The following is a 17,230-nucleotide window of genomic DNA, read 5'->3' on the forward strand; positions in this document are numbered from 1 at the left end:
GCCGATGCTCGTTAAATCGGGGCTACTCGGCAAAGCTGCGATCAAACAGATAGATTTCCCCAGGCTTCAGGTTCTCCACCGTGGCCTGGGGCCTGCCGCCTTCACCGTGTTTCTTGCGGCCGGTCTCGCGCAAATAACCCGCCTCGGTCAGCTTCAACAAACGCTGGCGAATACTGGTCTTCAACACGGGGCGTGCCAGCACCAGGGAAAAGATCGTGGTCGCTTGCGGCGCGCTGAACTCCTCTCCCAGGAACATCAGCGGCAAGCTGCTGTACAGCGATTTGGACACCAGCCGCTCCTGCACCGCTGCCACGATCAGGTTGTGATCGAACGGCAGCTTGAAACGGCCTTCCGCCACGGCGTTCAGTGAAAACCAGCCCTGATGCTCACCCAATGGCACCTCATCCGCCACGATTGCCAGGTAGAACGTGGACGATGACCAGCATCTCGGGTCGCGAAACGCATCACCCACCGTACCCACCTGCTCGCTCCAGGCCAGGTCCAGGCCGACTTTGTCACTGGCGCGCAACCGTTCTACGGCAGCCTGGAGGCTCAGATCTTGCACGCCGCCATTGACCACCACGCCCGGCAACGCCCAATGCCCGGCAAAGGGCTCGGCCTCGCGTTTGTTCAACAGCAGTTTCAGTTCGCCCGACGCGCGGCAGTAAAACAGCACGCACAGGTCGACGGTGTGGAGGTAGGCGCTAAGTGGCATATGACGTCCTTCTGAACAGCGGTGGGGCACAGTCTAACGGAACGAACAGCGATGTCATGTACTTGCTTGGGCACATATAAATAAATGTTTCTTGCTATGAAAGTACATGACGTGTACTTTTGTTTCCAGGCCACAGGAGAACCATCATGACGCTTGCGAAATCTGCCCTTGCTTCATTCGATGTCGACGCCCAAAAGAGCTTCACACCGCTGTGCCCCGATGAGTTGCCTGTGGCCGGTGGCGACCAGATCGGCGCCGAACTCAACTACATGGCCAGCCTGGCTGGCCACCGTGTCGGCAGCAAAGACGCGCACACCCCGCATGCCCTCTGGGTGGTCACACAGCCGAGCCAGATGTTGAAAGCCACCGGCCTGGAGCATGCCGACCTCACCTGGGTCGCCCACTGCGTGCCGGGCACCGAAGGCTTCACGTTGCTCGACGAACTGCCCACGCCCTATGACTACGACTACTTCATCTGGAAAGGCGTCGAACCCGACCTGCACCCCTACGGTGCCTGCTACCACGACCTGCACGACAAGCTCTCCACCGGGGTGATCGAGTACCTCAAGGCCCAGGGCGTCAGCCGTGTACTCGTCGGCGGCCTGGCCCTGGACTACTGCGTCAAGACCACCGCCTTGCAGTTGCTCAAGGCCGGCTTTGAAGTGGTCCTGCATCTGCCGGCATGCCGGGGTATCAGCGAGGAGGGCGGTGTCGAGGCCGTCAGTGCGTTGCTCAAGGCCGGTGCCGGCATCAGCCGCACCCGCGAAGAACTGGCCACGATGGCCACGCGTTAAGGAGAACCACCATGGAAAGTGCCTACGACTACGAATCCCCGGTGATCCAGGGCTTGCTGGACACCGACTACTACACCTTCACCATGATGCAGGCGGTGTTGCACCAGCACCCGAATGTGGATGTGGAATACAACTTCATCGTCCGCTCCAAAGAAAAACTCGGCCACCTGATCCCGCAATTGCGCGACGAGCTGGAAAAACTCGCGGGCCTGCAAATGCGAGAAGGCGAGCTGCGCTTTCTGTTCAACCCGCGCTTTCGCGAATACCTCACCCCGGACTACGAGCGCTTCCTTGGCCTGTTCCGCTTCAACCTGCGTTATATCCATGTCAGCGAAGTCGACGGCCAGTTGAACATCCGCGTGGTCGGTCCGATGCTGCACTGCATCATGTTCGAACAGCCGGTACTGGCGCTGGTGAGCGAGTTGCGCAACCGCGACAAATACCCCGACGTCACCTTGGAAGACGTCACCCGCAAGCTCTATCAGAAGTTCGACTGGCTGGAGAAAAACCTCAGCCGAGATGAACTCGCCGACCTGCGTGTTTCCGATTTTTCCACCCGCCGGCGCCTCTCGTTCAAGGCCCAGCGCGAAGTAGTGGACATCATGCGCCGTGACTTCCCCGGCCAATTCGTCGGCACCAGCAACGCGCACCTGGCCTACGCATTCGACCTGCCGCTGATCGGCACCATGGCGCACCAGTGGATGATGGTGCACCAGCAACTGGGTCGCTTGCGCGAGAGCCAGAACGCCGGGTTGGAAAACTGGGTGCGTGAATACCGTGGGCGCCTTGGTGTGGCCTTGACCGACACCATCAGCACCGACTTTTTCCTCAAGGATTTCGACCTGTACTTCGCCAAGCTCTACGACGGGCTGCGTCAGGACTCCGGCGACCCCATCGCCTGGGCCGACAAGGTGCTGGCCAAATACAAGGAACTCGGTATCGACCCCATGACCAAAGACCTTATGTTCTCCGATGGCCTGAACTTCGAAAAATGCCTGCCGATCCTGCGCCACGTGCGCGGCAAGGCCAGGTTCGGCTTCGGCATGGGCACCAGTCTGGCGTGCGATGTGGACGGTGTGGCGCCGCTGAGCATCGTGATGAAACTGGTGCGGGTACACGGCGAACCGGTGGTGAAATTCTCCGATGACCCGATCAAGAACGTCTGCGAAGACGCCTCGTTTTTGCAGTATGCAGCCAAGGTATTCAACGTCGGCAACGTGGAGGTGTGACATGCAGGATCGTATCGCTCAGGAACTCAATATCGACCGCACCTTGGGGAAGGGCGGTGAGGCCAGGGAAATCCAACGACGCATTGATTTCATCAAGACCACGCTGCGTCAGTCGCGCTGCCAGGCCCTGGTGCTGGGTATCAGCGGCGGCGTCGACTCCCTCACCGCTGGCCGCCTGTGCCAGTTGGCGGCGGAGCAACTGCGCAGTGAAGGCTACGCCGCGCGCTTTATCGCCATGCGCCTGCCTTACAAAACCCAGGCCGACGAACGCGATGCCCAGGCCTCGCTGGACTACATCGTCCCGGACCACATCGATACCCTCAACATTGCCGCCGGCGTCGACGGCCTGATGGCGAGCCTGACCGCCCCTGAGGCCAGTGCTGCCCAGCTCGATTTCATCAAAGGCAACGTCAAGGCCCGCACCCGCATGATCGCGCAGTACGCCGTGGCCAACCTGCACAACGGCCTGGTGGTCGGCACCGACCACGGCGCCGAAGCACTGATGGGGTTTTTCACCAAGTTCGGTGATGGCGCCTGCGACCTGGCACCGCTGTCGGGCCTGACCAAAACCCAGGTGCGCCTGCTGGCCAGCGCACTTGGCGCCCCGGAAAACCTGGTGCACAAACACCCCACCGCCGATCTCGAAGAACTGGCGCCGGGCAAGTTGGATGAACATGCCTATGGCTGTTCTTACGAAGAGATCGATGCGTACTTGATGGGTGAGCCGGTGAGTGAGCGGGTGCGGGCGATTGTCGAGGCGGCATACAGCAAGACAGCGCACAAGCGTGCGCTGCCGATTACGCCTTGATTTCAGCAATGCACTCCATATCTACAAGCGCCCTGGCAGAGTGTTTGTAGCATCCAGGCAGGGTTCGTCGCGAAGTAGCTTGGCACGCCAGCCGGGTAGGTCGTCTGCATCCACATCCAAGCGTTTGAGCCACTGGTCAGCCGACCAGTCCACCAGGCGCAACTCGCCATCATGAGAGCCACCGTGCAATGAACCCACCGTCTCGTAGCGAATGCCCTTGAGTACATGGTTCAGTAATACATAGGCGGCGGGCTTCGGATCATCGGCATCACCGGCAAGGTACGGGTATGCGCCGGCCTGAATCACGACGCCGTTACCGTAGTCATAGAAGGCAAAATGGCTTGAGGGTAGCTGCGCACGCAGCCCCACCAGGCCGCCAACAAGATCCAGGCGCGCTTGGTCGAGCAAGGTCAGCCAACTGACCGTTTTGATTTTCGTGGGTTTGAACTCGGGGATATTAACCAGCAGACCGGCTGTTCCTACGTCCAAACCAGGCATGCGCGCCGCCATAAAGGCTTCGGTAGGCTCGTTGCCATCCCGGTTGGTGACGGAAAGATTGAAGGCATGTCCGGCGTAGCCCTGCTCTGGAGCCAGTCGGCGTGCTGAGTCAAGAAACAAGCGCAGGAAACCGAGTGGGTTCTGCTCTTGGTACAGAAGCGGTATTGAGAACTCCAGAGCGCTTAGGTCATCTCCCATCTTTGCCGCCCATCCCTGCATCCCAAAAATATCGAAGAGCCAAGCGCTGGCGTCGTTGGATTGCTTGCCGCTGGTGTAGTAGAAACTGAGGTAGTCGTCTTCATCCATTGCGCCCAGCATTTCACGCAGTGACTTTGTCTCACCATACGCTGACAGTGGTTGACCCTGTCTAGGCTCCTCACGCCAGAGCCAAGTGAGATGGGGCTCGGCTAGACGCTTGAAGTCGTCGAAGCACTTGCATAAGGCTTCGCGCACTAAGGGTGTATGGGCCTCCTTGAAATACAGTGTTCCTCGCAGACAGAGTACCGCGCCGATATAGCTCTGGGGCCCGCCCTTCATCAACAGGTGACCGGGTATTTCCAGCAGGTGTGGTTGCTTGGCAAGTTCTTCGGCTACATTGAATTCCGGTTCCATGGGGGGGCCTCCGAATCAGTAAGCGGGGATCATCGGCCGAGGGGAGCGGCCACGCGTCAGGATAAACATCACGCCACCAGCGATGGCTGCGGCCCACCCGAGCTGCTCCACTGGCACGTTGGACTGCTGATGTTCTTGGCTGCAGTCGCATTCGGTGGATGTCATCTCAACGACCTTGTTTTTGTTGCCAGCAATTTTTGCATAGCCCTGCGCCTGTCGTGTATCCGGTGGGTCAGGCGGAAACTTCATTTCCACCACTTGCTTGATATTGTCCTGCGTTGGCGGCCTGCTGGCATCTTTGACAATCACCACGTCAGGCCGGCGAATCATCCCAGTCCCAGGCTTGAACGGTGGATGCTCTGGGTCTTCATTCCAATACTTGTTGATCCAACCCGGTATCCAGCCATGAGGGCTGTTCCCTGTTTGGCTGTCGAGGATTGGCTGTGGTGGTTTCTTGGTCATGTCGTAACTGACCTCTGGCTTATACGGGCTGCGCCTCTGGAGAATCTCGTCAAGCTCCCCAAGGCGCTGGGCCACACAGCCCTGTTTGAGACTCTTGCCATCTTGGCTGATGTTGGGTGTGCTGCTGCAATAGCAAATTGCCGAGCACAGTACATTCTTGTCTCGGGGATCGAGCTTCGGCTTCAGGATGCCCACCGGGTTGGTTTTTCCTCCGGGACTCGTGCCACCCTGAGAAAGGCCGTGTTGATCATTCATTCTTCGCCTTCCTGTGCCAGGTCAATATGGATGGACGCCGACGCAGCGTGGTTAATCCACGATGTCATGCCTTCGATATTTGTAATGTCGAGTGCGCTCCAACCGGCACTGGACCAGACCTTAACCTTGCGGCCAACGATAGGTTTGCCGGTTTCCTGATCTATGAGTTGAAAGCGTCCGGAGTAATGGGCTTTGGAACCGCTTAATGGCACCGTGGGGCTGAGCGGGGGCGGTGTGAATATATCGCCGATGATCACCGTTCCCGATCCACCGATGATCACGTTGCCATGTTCACCGACACTGCCCAGCGTTGCGGCAGGTTTTCCGTTGATATAAACCGTTGATGACACGGCCGAGCTGATTGGGCTCCCGCAAGCAGAAACATCACCTTGGCGTGCTGCGGGCAAGCCATCGAAAAAGACGTCAGGAGAACCTTCGATGATAGGGTTGCTGCCATGCCCCGGTATTGGACATGCCGTAGAGTCAGTAACGCGGGCGGCGGGTTTGCCACTCATAATGCCTGTCCTTGCAAAAGTGATTGAAGGTCAAGAAAGCGTGCTGAGTTACCGAGGCGCTTCGAAAACATATCAATCGCCATACTCGTCGCTTGTCTGACCGTTCGCCGATAGTGGTGCGTGGCGTACTTTTCCGATTCCTCCGATTAACTACAAGATGCTTAGCGAGAACGGGAAGTGTCCGTCAGTAAAAAGGAAAATCTCCTACATGGTTATGGGATATTGATTCTTTACGCTCTGCGCTCTTGTGAATTCAGGAGTAAAGGAATGGCTGCCAGCGTATTGAAGGACGGTTTCCCCAAGGCCTGATCTTGCGGGAGATGCCGAGGTCGATGGCGCGGTTGGATTCTGTGCGGCGGTTGGAGAATGAACCGAGGGAGTCGCAGCTTGTATGCGAGCGGGGGGACTGCCGAAGCGTTACAGCTGCGACCAAATTCGTCGTGCCACGTTGACTCAGTTAAAAGATATTTTGGGAGGGATTTTGGGCTTGGCCGGAAGTTACCGAAATGGTCATATTGGAAGTGCAACGACGATGGTAATTGGTTTGTACGAGGAGATTGCAGAGTGAATGAATCACTTATTAGCTTTCTCATCCGTTACTTTCCAGTGTTCATGGGCAGCTAGTTTGTTAATGGGCTATTTCGCTTTCTGCCTGATGCTAGTGATATCAACGATTCAATCCCGCCCGCATACCGTAGCGTTTTCTCGCGGGGTAGTGTTTCCCCTCCTGGGGTTACTGCTGCTCAATACTGATCGTCATCGAGAAATGAGGCAGAAGTTGTTTGAAATCCGCATTCAGCGCAATGCGGTGAGAACGACCTATAAAAAATATTCCAATAAACTCAAAACCAGGGCGCGCAGGGCAAAGTAGGCGCAGCTCCCACGTCAACCACGTGGGAGCGACCGCCAGGCCAGCCTACCGCTCAATCGACCGGCTCCACCGCGCATTCCACCCCGGCCGTGCCTGGTTCACCTGGTCCCAATCAATCGAAATCGCCGTTTGCAAGTAACCCTGCATCGCTTCAACCCGTGCGCGGGTCTTGTCGGTGGTGGGCGTGGTCGGGTTGGACGGGATCTGGTCACCTTCCTCCAATGCCGGCGCCTGGGCCTCTGCGGTGAGCAGGAAGGCTGCGAGCTTTTGCGCCAGTTCCGGCTGGTCGTTACGGGCGATCACGCACTCGGCCACGTTAAGCACCACCGCGCCTTCTTTGGGTTGCGCGTATTCCATCGGCACGCCCAACAGCTTTTGGGTGGCGACTTGAGTTGGCGTCAGCGGGAAGATCGCGGCTTCGTCGGTCTGCACCATCTCAGAGATCTTCGCCGAACTGGCGATGTATTCCAGCACATTGGGGCCGACGGTTTTCGGCCAGGCCTTGAAGCCCGGTTCCACGTTGGTTTCATCGCCGCCCTGGAGGCGGTTGAACATCAGGAAACCGTGCAGACCAAAGGTGGAGGAGGCCAGGGACTGGAACACTACTTTGTCCTTGAAGCGCGGGTCGGCCAGGTCCATCCATGAGGTGGGCGCGGCCCAGCCTTTTTCCTTGAACATCTTGGCGTTATACCCCAGGCCAGTGACGCCCAGGGTCACCGCCACGGCTTGGTCCTTGATCCTGGCTTTGGCCGGGATCTGCTCCAGGGGCGTGCTGGCGGCGAGCTTATCGCACAGGCCCATGGAGATGGCGCGGTACATGATGCCGTCGTCGAGGAACATGACATGCATCTGTGGGTTGTCTTTGTTGGCCTGGACCTTGGCGAGAATGTCCGACGAGGTGCCGGGCACGATCACCACCTTGACGTTATTGGCCTTTTCGAACGCCGGCAGCACTTTGTCGGCGTAGACCCGTTCCATGGTGCCGCCGTTCATGCCCAGGTACAGCGTTGGTGCGGCATGGGCGGTAGACGCGAGCAGGGCGAGGGACAAGCAGGACAGCGCAATACGTGTGTTCATGGATGTTTTTCCTCTCAGGCTTGGAAACGACGGATGGAAAACGCTTCGATGGGTTGGCGGCTGGCGCCCGTGCAGACAATCTCTGCCAGGGCTTCACCGACGGCGGGGCCGAGCTGGAACCCGGCACCGGCAAAGCCGAAGCCGTGGAGCAGGCCAGGTGTGGTGCTGCTGGGACCGATCACCGGTTCATGATCGGGTAGATAACCTTCGGTGCCACTCCAGGTACGAATGGCCTGGGCACCTTTGAGAAACGGATACAGTTCGCCGGCGTTGCGCAGGATCTCCAGGACCGCCGCCTGACCCGGCCGGGCCTGCAAAGGCCCAAGCGCAAAGCCGCGACCGCCGCCCAGGATGCAATTGCCCCGGGCCACCTGGCGCGCATAAATGCCGCCGCCTTCAACGCCGGTGCTCACGTCCATCACCACCGGCAGCGGCTCGGTGACCAGCATCGCCGGGTGCGCCGAGGTCATCGGCACCGGTTCGCCAAACTGCGCGGCGACATGGCCGGCCCAGGCGCCGGCGCAGTTGAGCAGCCACGGCGCCTGCAGCTGCAGGCCGTTGGCGCAGTGCACCTGGAACAGCTGCCCGTCGTGTTCAATTCCAACCACCTCGGCCTGCTCAAACACGGCCGCGCCGAGTTGCCGCGCCGCGCGGGCAAAGGCGGGCGAGACCAGTCGTGGGTTGGCATGCCCGTCCTGCGGGCACAGCGAGGCGCCGACCGCCACGTCCCCCACCCACGGGAAACGCGCGCGCAACTCGGCGTGATCGAGCAGTTGCAAGCCCAGGCCAAAGCCTCGGGTGTGCTCGGCGTAGGCCTGCAACGCGGCAAAGTCGGCGTGGCTGCGCGCCAGCTTCAAATGCCCGGAGCGCACATACTCGCCATCGATCCCAATCAGCCCCGGCAGATCAGCCCACAGCTGATGCGCCCGTTGCGACAACGGCAATTGATGCAGCGGCCGCCCCTGGCGTCGCACGCCGCCGTAGTTCACGCCACTGGCGTGCGAGCCGCAAAAGTCCCGATCCACCAACGCGACGCGCTGGCCTTTGTGCGCAAGCATCAAGGCGGCCGACGCGCCGACAATCCCGCCACCCAGTACGATCACGTCGATCATGGCTGCACCTGCACACCAAACGGCAGCGGCTTGATCGGGGCCTGGCCGCGCAACCGGCCGACCTGTTCAACCCCGCGCCCACTGCGTTCAGCCACGATCTCGGCGGCCGCCAGCCCGCACATGCGGCCCTGGCAGCGGCCCATGCCCACGCGGCAATGGGCTTTGACCCGATTGATTTCCCAATGCCCTTCATCCACCACCGCGCGCACGTCGCCCGCGCTGACCTCTTCGCAGCGGCACACAATCACTGCATCCGGTGCCTGCGCCGCCCAGTGTTCAGGGAAGGGGAACGCGGTTTCCAGGCCATGGCGAAAACGTTGGATGCTCGCCAGTTGCTGCTCCAACTGCGCCGCGCGGCGTTGCTCAATGGCGACCCCTCGGTCTTCCAGCAACGCCAGTGCCGCACGCTCGCCGGCCATGTGTGCGGCATCCGCGCCCATGATGCCGGCACCGTCGCCTGCCAGGTACACGCCTGCGACGCTGCTGCGCCCGGCACTGTCCCGTTGCGGCAGCCAGGCGCGGTTCAAGGCGCTCCAGGCAAACCCACAGCCGAGCAGGTCCGCCAGTTGTGTCTCGCTGCGCAGCGCGTGGGCGAAGGCCACCGCATCGCATTCCAGGGTGCGCTGGCCAAAACGAATGGCGCTGACGCGTTGCTCGCCGTCGATCTGTTCGAGCGTCGCGCCCTGATGCACGGGAATGCCATGGGCCGTCAGCCAGGCGCGGTAGTACATCCCTTTGGCCAAGGTTGCCGGTTGCCCAAGCAAGGCCGGCAGCGCACGGCATTGGGCGCTGAAGGGTGCGCTGTCGAGCACTGCCACCACGTGCGCCCCGGCCTTGGCGTACTGATACGCCACCAGGTACAGCAACGGCCCACTGCCACAGAACGCCACGCGCTCACCAATCGCACAGCCCTGGTATTTCAAGGCGATCTGCGCCGCGCCCAGGCTGTAGACGCCGGGCAAGGTCCAGCCCGGTACCGGCAGAATCCGGTCGGTTGCGCCGGTGGCGACGATGATCTGGGCATAGTCGACGCTCTCGGCGCGGCCGTTATTGAGCATGTCCAGGCGGCCGTCTTCGGCGTTCCATACCAGGGTGTCGGGGCGGTAGTCGATCAACGGCGCCAGTGTATCCAGCGTGTTGTGCGCCGCTTGGGCCTTGCGCGCATCAAAGCCGTAGATCTGCTTGGCCGTGCGTTGGAAGCCGGGCGGTTGACGTCGATAAATCTGTCCGCCACCGCGCAGGTTTTCATCCACCAGGCAGGGGCGAATGCCATGGTCGAGCAACGTGCGCGCGGCGCTGATACCGGCCGGGCCTGCGCCCACAATCACAATCGGCTTCATGCCTGGCGCCCCGTATCGCGGCTGATCGCCTGGCCTTCTTCCAACAGCGTCGAACAGGCGCGCACTCGCCGCCCATCGTCCAGGCGTACCCAGCAGTCCTGGCAGGCGCCCATCAGGCAAAAACCCGCACGGCGTTCGGCGCTGAAATCGCTGCCGCGCAGGTGCTCGGCGCAGGTCAGCACGGCGGTCAGCAGGGTGTCGCCGAGCAGGCCGGTGGCGGGTTGGCCGTCGAGGGTAAAGGCCACAACCGGACGCCGGGTCTCGGCCAAACGTTTAAACAAGGCCATCAGTGTTTCCCCACCAGCACGCGGTCCAGGCCATAGACCCGGTCGAGCAGGATCATGGTCGCGGCGGTCAGCGCAATCACCAGCGCCGACACCGCCGCCATCATCGGGTCGATGGATTCGGTGGCGTACACATACATGCGCACCGGCAGAGTTTGCGTGGCCGGTGAGCTGACGAAGATCGACAGCGTCACTTCATCGAAACTGTTGATGAACGCCAGCAGCCAGCCCCCGGCGACACCGGGCAGGATCATCGGCAGCGTGACCAGCCGAAACAAGGTAAAGCGGCCCGCGCCGAGGGATTCGGCGGCCTGCTCGGCACTGCGGTCAATCCCGATGGCCGCCGCCAGGACCAGGCGCAGCACATACGGCGTGATGATCACCACATGCGCGAGCATCAACCAGGTAAAGCTGCCATTGACCCCCATCAGCGCAAACAGCCGCAGCATCGCCACGCCCAGCACAAGGTGCGGGATGATGATCGGCGACAGGAACAACCCACTGAAAAAGTTGCGCCCCGGAAACTGATAGCGGCTGATGGCCAAGGCCGCCGGCACCGCGATCAATGTCGCCAGGGTTGCGGCGGTGAACGCCAGGATCAGGCTGTTATAGAACGCCTGGATAAAGTCGGCGCGTTCAAACACCGCGCGAAACCAACGCAGGGAGAAGCCCGAAGTGGGCAGGCTCAAGGTGTTTTCCGGCGTGAAGGCCACCAGGCACACCACCACCAGCGGCGCCATCATGAACAGCACCACCAGGCTATGAAAGCCGAGGGCCAAAGGACCGTTTCTGGACATGTGCTTAAACCCCCAGGGACTTTTTGTAGCGGCGTTCGACCATGCGGTTCCAGCTCAGCATGATCAGCAGATTCACAGCCAGCAGCACCACCGCAATGGTCGCGCCCATGGGCCAGTTGAGTTCCGAGAGGTACTGGTCGTACACCACTGTGGCGACCATCTTCAGGCGTCGTCCGCCGAGCAGACCGGGGATCGCGAACGAACTGGCGGCCAACCCGAACACAATCAACGTGCCGGATAGCACACCAGGCATCACCTGGGGCAACACGATCTGGCGCATCACCGTGGCCTGGCTCGCGCCGAGCGACAACGCGGCCTGTTCGGCCGACGGGTCGAGTTTTTGCAGGGAGGTCCACACGGGGATGATCATGAACGGCAGCATCACGTGCACCAGCGCGATGATCACCGCGAAGGGCGTGTACAGCAGCTTCACCGGGCGCCCGCCGAGCAACTGGATCACTTGGTTGATCAGCCCGTCGGCGCCCAGCAGCAGGCTCCAGCCGAATGCGCGCACCACCACCGAAATCAGCAGCGGCGTGAGGATCAGAATCAGAAACACCGAACGCCACGGCGTGCCCATGCGGCTGAGGATGTAGGCCTCCGGCACGCCGATCACCACACAGAGCAAGGTTACCAGCGCGCTGATCCAGAAGGTGCGCCAGAAGATCTCGTAGAAGTACGCGTCGCTGAACAGCGACAGGTAGTGGGCGAACGTCCATTCATCCGCTTTGACGCCCACTTGGTAGTCGAACACGTTGAACGACAGCACCAGCGTCAGGCCCAGCGGCAGGATCAGCAGCCCGGCAAACAGCACCAGCGCCGGCAATGACAGCAGGTAGCCGCGACTCATGGGTGCACCTCATCGGCCGCCAATACCCGCAGCAAGTCCGCCTGCCAATCCAGGCCCACCGACGCACCGTTGCCCAGCGGCGCGCTGCCGTCATTGCTGCGCACCACGGTGATGTCGCCCAAGGACGTGTGGATGCGGTACAGCCACTGGCTGCCGAAGAAATAGCGGCCGAGCACCTGGCCCTGCAGGCGCCCGGTGCCGGCCTGCACCAACTGGATTTTCTCCGGGCGCAGGCTCAGGGTCAGATCGCCGTCGCCGCTTTCGTGGCGCACTTGCGGGATGCCCAGTTGATCGTAATCGCCTGGCAGCAGGTTGGCCTTGCCGACGAAGTCCGAGATGAAGCGTGTGCGCGGGTGCTCATACAGGTTGTAAGGGGCGTCGATCTGGGTCACGCGCCCGGCCTGCATCACCACCACGCGGTCGCTGATGGACAGCGCTTCCGCCTGGTCGTGGGTAACCATCAGCGTGGTGATGCCCACGGCGCACTGGATGCGGCGAATCTCGAACTGCATTTCTTCGCGCAGGTTGGCGTCGAGGTTGGACAGCGGCTCATCGAGCAACAAAACGGGCGGTTCGATCACCAGGGCGCGGGCCAGGGCCACGCGCTGGCGTTGGCCGCCGGACAGCTCCCGAGGATAGCGCTCGGCGTGCGGGGCCAGCCGCACCAGCTCGAGCACGGTCTTGACCTTGTTGGCGATATCGGCGGCCGGAACTTTGCGCATCTTCAGGCCAAAGGCAACGTTGTCGCGCACACTCATGTGCGGAAACAACGCATAACTTTGGAACACCACGCCCAGGCCTCGGCTGGCGGGCTTGGCGTGGGTGATGTCGCGGCCGTCGAGCAGGATCTGCCCGCCGCTCACGTCGACGAAGCCGGCGATCATTTGCAGGGTGGTGGTCTTGCCGCAGCCCGACGGGCCGAGCAGGGAAACGAACTCGCCTTTTTCCACCGCAAGGTCGGTGGCGACCACTGCGTCGACGGCACCGTAGCGTTTGCTCAAGGCGTTGAGTTGGAGAAATGCCATGTCTGCGTTCCACCTTTTTTGAGTCGCGTCGAAACGCGCTTTTTTGTTTTGGGCAGATGCGAAAAGGGTGTTGCGGGTGCGTTGGCGCTCGATCTCAAGTCGGCTGCCGGTTGTTGTTCAATTCGCCCCTGTGGACGCAGATTAGGACGAAGACTAGGATGGGCGAAAGATGGAATTTCACTGAATGGATGATTAATTTCTGTTTTATTCATTCAATAGAATAATTAATGAGATAAAGCGAGATGGATTCCACTGAGCGGAATGAAAGCACCAAAGAGGTCGGTGCAGGCGGGGTGTCCCGGCTGTTTGCGCTGCTGCGTGCCCTGGGTGAGGTGCCGCAGGGCGGCGAACGGGTGACTCAGCTTGCGCAGCAGGTCGGTCTTTCCCAACCCACCACGCACCGTCTGCTGCGCAGCCTGATGGACGAAGGCATGGTCGAGCAGGATGCGCGCAGCAAGCGCTATCGCCTGAGCCTGGAGTTCTTTGCCCTGGCGGCGAATGCGGGCAAGACCGACAACCTGCGCGACCTCGTACGCCCCAGCATGCTGCGCTTGAGCGCCTCACTGGGCGACTCGCTGTTCCTGCTGGCGCGCAGCGGCTTCGATGCGATCTGCCTGGACCGCAGCGAAGGCCCGTACCCCATTCGCACGTTTACCGGTGACATCGGTGGGCGCGTGGCCCTGGGCGTGGGGCAGGGCAGCCTGGCGATCCTGGCGTTTTTGCCGGAGCAGGAGCGCGAAACGGTGATCCGCTACAACCTGCCACGGCTCAAGGACTTCCACCTGTATGACGAAGTGCTGCTGCGCTCGGAGGTGGAAAACGTGCGGCGCCTGGGCTACGCGGCGCGCAACACCGGGGTGCTGGAAGGCATGGCGGGCTTGGCGGTGCCGATCCTCAACCGTGACGGGCACGCGGTGGCGGCGTTGAGTGTGGCGACCATCAGCGACCGGTTGGGGCCCGGCCGCTTGCCGATGGTGGTGGAGTTGTTGAAGCGCGAGGCGGCGGCGATCGGGCCCAGGATCAATCCGTTTGATCCCACGTTACGCAGGCCCTCGCAAACCTTCGACGCCCCTTGAGCGTCAACCTGTTTGCCGGGGCTGGATTGATTTCGGGTCGAACTGGAACCGGCACTGGGCGAATGCATCGTGCAAGGCGATCCCCGGCACCTGACGGGAACCGTGCGCAACGCCCGGCTGGTGGTTGAACCGGTGCCGTGATAAAGCACGGGAAGATTGGATCCAGTTACGGTATAAACCTCGGACGCTTTCGTCCTCCGAGGCCCCGTTTTTCATGCAAAGCCCCTTGCAACGCCCGCTGTGGCAGGTCTACCTGATCTTTCTGGCGCCGATGGTGCTGTCCAACTTCCTGCAGAGCTTTTCCGGCACCCTCAACGGCATCTACGTCGGGCAAATGCTCGGTACCCAGGCGTTGGCCGCGGTGTCGGGGATGTTTCCCATCGTGTTCTTCTTTATCGCGCTGGTGATCGGCCTGGGGGCGGGCGCCTCGGTGTTGATCGGCCAGGCGTGGGGCGCCCAGGAAACCGCGATGGTCAAGTCGATCACCGGGGCCACCCTGACGCTGGGGGCGCTGGTGGGGTTGATCGCGGCGGTGTTGGGCGGCCTGTTTGCGCGGCCGGCGTTGCAGGCATTGGGGACGCCGATTGACGTGCTCGATGACGCCGTGGGCTATGCGCAGATGATGATGCTGATCATGCCGCTGCTGCTGGTGTTCATCCTCTATACCCAGTTGTTGCGCGGTGTCAGCGACACGATTTCACCCTTGCTGGCCTTGATGGTCTCGACCCTGGTCGGCCTGCTGCTGACCCCGGCGCTGATTCGCGGGTGGGTCGGCCTGCCGCCCCTGGGCATCCAGAGCGCGGTGTATGCGGGCCTGGTCGGTAACGCCCTGGCGATGCTGTTCCTGGTGCTGCGCCTGCGGCATAAAAATCATGTGATGGCGCCGGACCGCGAACTGCTCGCGGCCTTGCGCCTGGACCGCGTGATCCTTGGCAAAGTCCTGCGCATCGGCCTGCCCACGGGCCTGCAGATGGTGGTGCTGTCGCTGTCGGAGCTGGTCATCCTGGCGCTGGTCAACGGTCACGGCTCCCAGGCGACAGCGGCTTATGGCGCGGTGACGCAGATCGTCAACTATGTGCAGTTTCCGGCGCTGTCGATTGCCATCACTGCGTCGATCCTCGGCGCTCAGGCGATTGGCGCCGGCCGTCTGGAGCGCATCGGGCCGATCCTGCGCACCGGCCTGTTGATCAACACCGGCCTCACCGGTGGCCTGATTGTGCTGGGCTATGGGCTGTCTCACTGGTTGCTGGGCCTGTTCATCACCGACGATGCGGCGCGGGTCAACGCCGAACACCTGCTGCATATCATGCTGTGGAGCATCCTGGTGTTCGGCTTCCAGGCGGTGATCGGCGGGATCATGCGCGCCAGCGGCGTGGTGTTGATGCCGGTGGCGATCTCGATCTTCTGCGTGCTGTGCGTGGAACTGCCGATGGCCTATCTGCTCAACGCCCACTTTGGTCTGGAGGGCGTGTGGATGGCGTTTCCGGTGACGTACCTGGCGATGCTGGCGTTGCAGACGGCCTATTACCGCCTGGTGTGGCGGCACAAGCAGATCAAGCGGTTGGTGTGACAAACCGTTGCGAAATTTAAGTACAGAAGGCATTTGAATCATGGCGAACCCTTACGCCGAATTGTTCCAGGTCCCCGGCGCCCGCGCCTTTGTATTGGCAGGTATGTTGGCGCGTATGCCGGTGTCGATGACCGGTATCGGCGTGATCACCATGCTCTCCCAGGTGCATGGCGGCTACGGCCTGGCGGGCTCGGTGGCAGCGGTGTTTGCCCTGGCCACCGCGTTTTGCGCGCCGCAGGTGTCGCGCCTGGTGGACCGCTACAGCCAGGGGCGGGTGCTGCCAGTCGCTGCGCTGATCGGCGGCGGCGGGTTGCTGATGCTGTTGCTGTGCACCCGCATGCAAGCGCCGAACTGGACGCTGTTTCTGTTCGCCGCACTGGCGGGCTGTATGCCGAACATGTCGGCCATGGTGCGGGCGCGTTGGACCGAGGTGTACCGTGGCCAACCCAAGCTGCAAACCGCGTTCGCCCTGGAGTCGGTGCTCGACGAGGTATGTTTTATCGTCGGCCCGCCGCTTTCCGTGGGCCTGAGCGTGGTGCTGTTCCCGGAAGCCGGGCCGCTGGTGGCCGCGCTGTTACTGGCGGTGGGGGTGACCACCTTTGTGCTGCAACGGGCGACCGAGCCCCCGGTGCACGCGCATCACGATCACCACGCCGGGTGGCTGATCGCGTCGCCTTCGGTGCTGATCCTGATGATTCTGCTGCTGGCCATGGGCGTCATCGTGGGGGTGGTGGACGTGGTCAGCGTCGCGTTTGCCCAGCAGCAGGGCCAGCCGGCCGCGGCGAGTATCGTGTTGTCGGTGTATGCCATCGGCTCGTGTCTGGCGGGCCTGGCCTTCGGCACCCTCAAGCTCAAGGCGTCGTTGCCCCGTCAATTCCTGTTCTGCGGGGTGGCCACGGCGCTGACCACCTTGCCGTTGCTGCTGGTGACCAATATCCCGGGCCTGGCGGCAGCGATCTTCGTGTCCGGGCTGTTCTTCGCGCCTACGCTGATCGTGTCCATGGCGCTGGTGGAACGCATCGTCCCGGCCAGTCGCCTGACCGAAGGCATGACCTGGTTGATCACCGGCCTGAGCATCGGCGTTGCACTGGGGGCCGCCAGCTCAGGGTGGATGATTGACCACTTCGGTGCCGCCAGCGGTTTCTGGGTGGCCCTGGTCGCCGGTGCGGTGGTGCTGGGCTCGGCGGTGCTGGGTTATCGCCGGTTGGGTTAATCAGCCAATCGGTGTGTAGCCCGGACGACGCCACAGCGTGACGCGTTGCGCCAGGTAAACGCTGTTTGCGCGTTGAGCCATTTGACGCGCCGTTTTTCATGGTGGGACGCGCCGTCCCACACCCAAG

The 17,230-nt window shown here is 61.8% G+C and carries 17 protein-coding genes; 6 read left to right on the top strand and 11 right to left on the bottom strand.

The window, feature by feature from the left end; all coding sequences use genetic code 11:
- Nucleotides 1-22: 22 nt before the first annotated feature.
- Nucleotides 23-715 (bottom strand): NUDIX hydrolase, encoded by a 693-nt coding sequence (locus PSH59_RS10775; RefSeq protein ID WP_305395009.1) that lies wholly within the window; start codon nt 713-715, stop codon nt 23-25.
- 146 nt (nt 716-861) lie between these two features.
- Here PSH59_RS10775 and PSH59_RS10780 point away from each other — a divergent pair, with 146 nt between their 5' ends.
- Genes PSH59_RS10780 through nadE form a run of 3 tightly spaced genes read left to right on the top strand, consistent with a single transcriptional unit; the run spans nt 862 to nt 3,546 of the window.
- Nucleotides 862-1,509, top strand: a complete 648-nt coding sequence (locus tag PSH59_RS10780) for a nicotinamidase (RefSeq protein ID WP_305395010.1) — start codon at nt 862-864, stop codon at nt 1,507-1,509.
- Nucleotides 1,510-1,520: 11 nt separating this feature from the next.
- Nucleotides 1,521-2,738: a nicotinate phosphoribosyltransferase gene (pncB, locus tag PSH59_RS10785; protein WP_305395011.1), complete on the top strand. Its 1,218-nt coding sequence runs from the start codon at nt 1,521-1,523 to the stop codon at nt 2,736-2,738.
- Nucleotide 2,739: 1 nt separating this feature from the next.
- Entirely contained in the window at nt 2,740-3,546 is an 807-nt protein-coding gene (nadE, locus tag PSH59_RS10790; RefSeq protein ID WP_248083603.1) for an ammonia-dependent NAD(+) synthetase, read from the top strand.
- Between the two features lie 21 nt (nt 3,547-3,567).
- Here the strand turns inward: nadE and PSH59_RS10795 are convergent, their stop codons facing one another.
- The 10 genes from PSH59_RS10795 to PSH59_RS10840 form a co-directional block, all read right to left on the bottom strand.
- Nucleotides 3,568-4,656, bottom strand: a complete 1,089-nt coding sequence (locus PSH59_RS10795) for a DUF3396 domain-containing protein (RefSeq protein WP_305395012.1) — start codon at nt 4,654-4,656, stop codon at nt 3,568-3,570.
- 15 nt (nt 4,657-4,671) lie between these two features.
- Nucleotides 4,672-5,373: a VRR-NUC domain-containing protein gene (locus tag PSH59_RS10800; protein ID WP_305395013.1), complete on the bottom strand. Its 702-nt coding sequence runs from the start codon at nt 5,371-5,373 to the stop codon at nt 4,672-4,674.
- Nucleotides 5,370-5,888 carry a PAAR domain-containing protein gene (locus PSH59_RS10805; protein ID WP_305395014.1) on the bottom strand — a complete coding sequence of 173 codons (519 nt, stop codon included), beginning with the start codon at nt 5,886-5,888 and terminating at the stop codon, nt 5,370-5,372. Before PSH59_RS10805 ends, PSH59_RS10800 begins: the two co-directional genes overlap by 4 nt.
- 916 nt (nt 5,889-6,804) lie before the next feature.
- Entirely contained in the window at nt 6,805-7,836 is a 1,032-nt protein-coding gene (locus PSH59_RS10810; RefSeq protein ID WP_305395015.1) for an ABC transporter substrate-binding protein, read from the bottom strand.
- 14 nt (nt 7,837-7,850) lie between these two features.
- Nucleotides 7,851-8,948 (bottom strand): FAD-binding oxidoreductase, encoded by a 1,098-nt coding sequence (locus PSH59_RS10815; protein ID WP_305395016.1) that lies wholly within the window; start codon nt 8,946-8,948, stop codon nt 7,851-7,853.
- Nucleotides 8,945-10,288, bottom strand: a complete 1,344-nt coding sequence (locus PSH59_RS10820; protein ID WP_305395017.1) for an NAD(P)/FAD-dependent oxidoreductase — start codon at nt 10,286-10,288, stop codon at nt 8,945-8,947. Before PSH59_RS10820 ends, PSH59_RS10815 begins: the two co-directional genes overlap by 4 nt.
- Nucleotides 10,285-10,575: a (2Fe-2S)-binding protein gene (locus PSH59_RS10825; protein WP_248083609.1), complete on the bottom strand. Its 291-nt coding sequence runs from the start codon at nt 10,573-10,575 to the stop codon at nt 10,285-10,287. Before PSH59_RS10825 ends, PSH59_RS10820 begins: the two co-directional genes overlap by 4 nt.
- On the bottom strand, nt 10,575-11,369 hold the full coding sequence (locus PSH59_RS10830; RefSeq protein WP_248083610.1) for an ABC transporter permease: 795 nt from the start codon (nt 11,367-11,369) through the stop codon (nt 10,575-10,577). The genes PSH59_RS10825 and PSH59_RS10830 overlap by 1 nt, the downstream gene beginning before the upstream one ends.
- A gap of 4 nt (nt 11,370-11,373) precedes the next feature.
- Nucleotides 11,374-12,219, bottom strand: coding sequence for an ABC transporter permease (locus PSH59_RS10835; protein WP_248083611.1), 846 nt, complete (start codon nt 12,217-12,219; stop codon nt 11,374-11,376).
- Entirely contained in the window at nt 12,216-13,244 is a 1,029-nt protein-coding gene (locus PSH59_RS10840) for an ABC transporter ATP-binding protein (protein WP_305395018.1), read from the bottom strand. Before PSH59_RS10840 ends, PSH59_RS10835 begins: the two co-directional genes overlap by 4 nt.
- Nucleotides 13,245-13,486: 242 nt before the next feature.
- On the opposite strand from PSH59_RS10840, the gene PSH59_RS10845 reads away from it, so the two are divergent.
- The 3 genes from PSH59_RS10845 (at nt 13,487) to PSH59_RS10855 (ending at nt 17,103) form a co-directional block, all read left to right on the top strand.
- Nucleotides 13,487-14,320, top strand: a complete 834-nt coding sequence (locus PSH59_RS10845; protein WP_248083613.1) for an IclR family transcriptional regulator — start codon at nt 13,487-13,489, stop codon at nt 14,318-14,320.
- A 214-nt stretch (nt 14,321-14,534) separates the two neighbouring features.
- Nucleotides 14,535-15,890 carry an MATE family efflux transporter gene (locus tag PSH59_RS10850; RefSeq protein WP_305395019.1) on the top strand — a complete coding sequence of 452 codons (1,356 nt, stop codon included), beginning with the start codon at nt 14,535-14,537 and terminating at the stop codon, nt 15,888-15,890.
- 40 nt (nt 15,891-15,930) lie between these two features.
- Nucleotides 15,931-17,103 carry an MFS transporter gene (locus PSH59_RS10855; RefSeq protein ID WP_248083615.1) on the top strand — a complete coding sequence of 391 codons (1,173 nt, stop codon included), beginning with the start codon at nt 15,931-15,933 and terminating at the stop codon, nt 17,101-17,103.
- Nucleotides 17,104-17,230: the final 127 nt, after the last annotated feature.

Origin of the sequence: Pseudomonas sp. FP2309 (assembly GCF_030687575.1) — a bacterium.
Lineage (GTDB): Bacteria > Pseudomonadota > Gammaproteobacteria > Pseudomonadales > Pseudomonadaceae > Aquipseudomonas.

Excerpts from the sequence above, each read along its gene's own strand:
- PSH59_RS10775 (WP_305395009.1), bottom strand. The coding sequence starts at position 715 with ATGCCACTTAGCGCCTACCTCCACACCGTCGACCTGTGCGTGCTGTTT.
- PSH59_RS10780 (WP_305395010.1), top strand. The coding sequence starts at position 862 with ATGACGCTTGCGAAATCTGCCCTTGCTTCATTCGATGTCGACGCCCAA.
- pncB (WP_305395011.1), top strand. The coding sequence starts at position 1,521 with ATGGAAAGTGCCTACGACTACGAATCCCCGGTGATCCAGGGCTTGCTG.
- nadE (WP_248083603.1), top strand. The coding sequence starts at position 2,740 with ATGCAGGATCGTATCGCTCAGGAACTCAATATCGACCGCACCTTGGGG.
- PSH59_RS10795 (WP_305395012.1), bottom strand. The coding sequence starts at position 4,656 with ATGGAACCGGAATTCAATGTAGCCGAAGAACTTGCCAAGCAACCACAC.
- PSH59_RS10800 (WP_305395013.1), bottom strand. The coding sequence starts at position 5,373 with ATGAATGATCAACACGGCCTTTCTCAGGGTGGCACGAGTCCCGGAGGA.
- PSH59_RS10805 (WP_305395014.1), bottom strand. The coding sequence starts at position 5,888 with ATGAGTGGCAAACCCGCCGCCCGCGTTACTGACTCTACGGCATGTCCA.
- PSH59_RS10810 (WP_305395015.1), bottom strand. The coding sequence starts at position 7,836 with ATGAACACACGTATTGCGCTGTCCTGCTTGTCCCTCGCCCTGCTCGCG.
- PSH59_RS10815 (WP_305395016.1), bottom strand. The coding sequence starts at position 8,948 with ATGATCGACGTGATCGTACTGGGTGGCGGGATTGTCGGCGCGTCGGCC.
- PSH59_RS10820 (WP_305395017.1), bottom strand. The coding sequence starts at position 10,288 with ATGAAGCCGATTGTGATTGTGGGCGCAGGCCCGGCCGGTATCAGCGCC.
- PSH59_RS10825 (WP_248083609.1), bottom strand. The coding sequence starts at position 10,575 with ATGGCCTTGTTTAAACGTTTGGCCGAGACCCGGCGTCCGGTTGTGGCC.
- PSH59_RS10830 (WP_248083610.1), bottom strand. The coding sequence starts at position 11,369 with ATGTCCAGAAACGGTCCTTTGGCCCTCGGCTTTCATAGCCTGGTGGTG.
- PSH59_RS10835 (WP_248083611.1), bottom strand. The coding sequence starts at position 12,219 with ATGAGTCGCGGCTACCTGCTGTCATTGCCGGCGCTGGTGCTGTTTGCC.
- PSH59_RS10840 (WP_305395018.1), bottom strand. The coding sequence starts at position 13,244 with ATGGCATTTCTCCAACTCAACGCCTTGAGCAAACGCTACGGTGCCGTC.
- PSH59_RS10845 (WP_248083613.1), top strand. The coding sequence starts at position 13,487 with ATGGATTCCACTGAGCGGAATGAAAGCACCAAAGAGGTCGGTGCAGGC.
- PSH59_RS10850 (WP_305395019.1), top strand. The coding sequence starts at position 14,535 with ATGCAAAGCCCCTTGCAACGCCCGCTGTGGCAGGTCTACCTGATCTTT.
- PSH59_RS10855 (WP_248083615.1), top strand. The coding sequence starts at position 15,931 with ATGGCGAACCCTTACGCCGAATTGTTCCAGGTCCCCGGCGCCCGCGCC.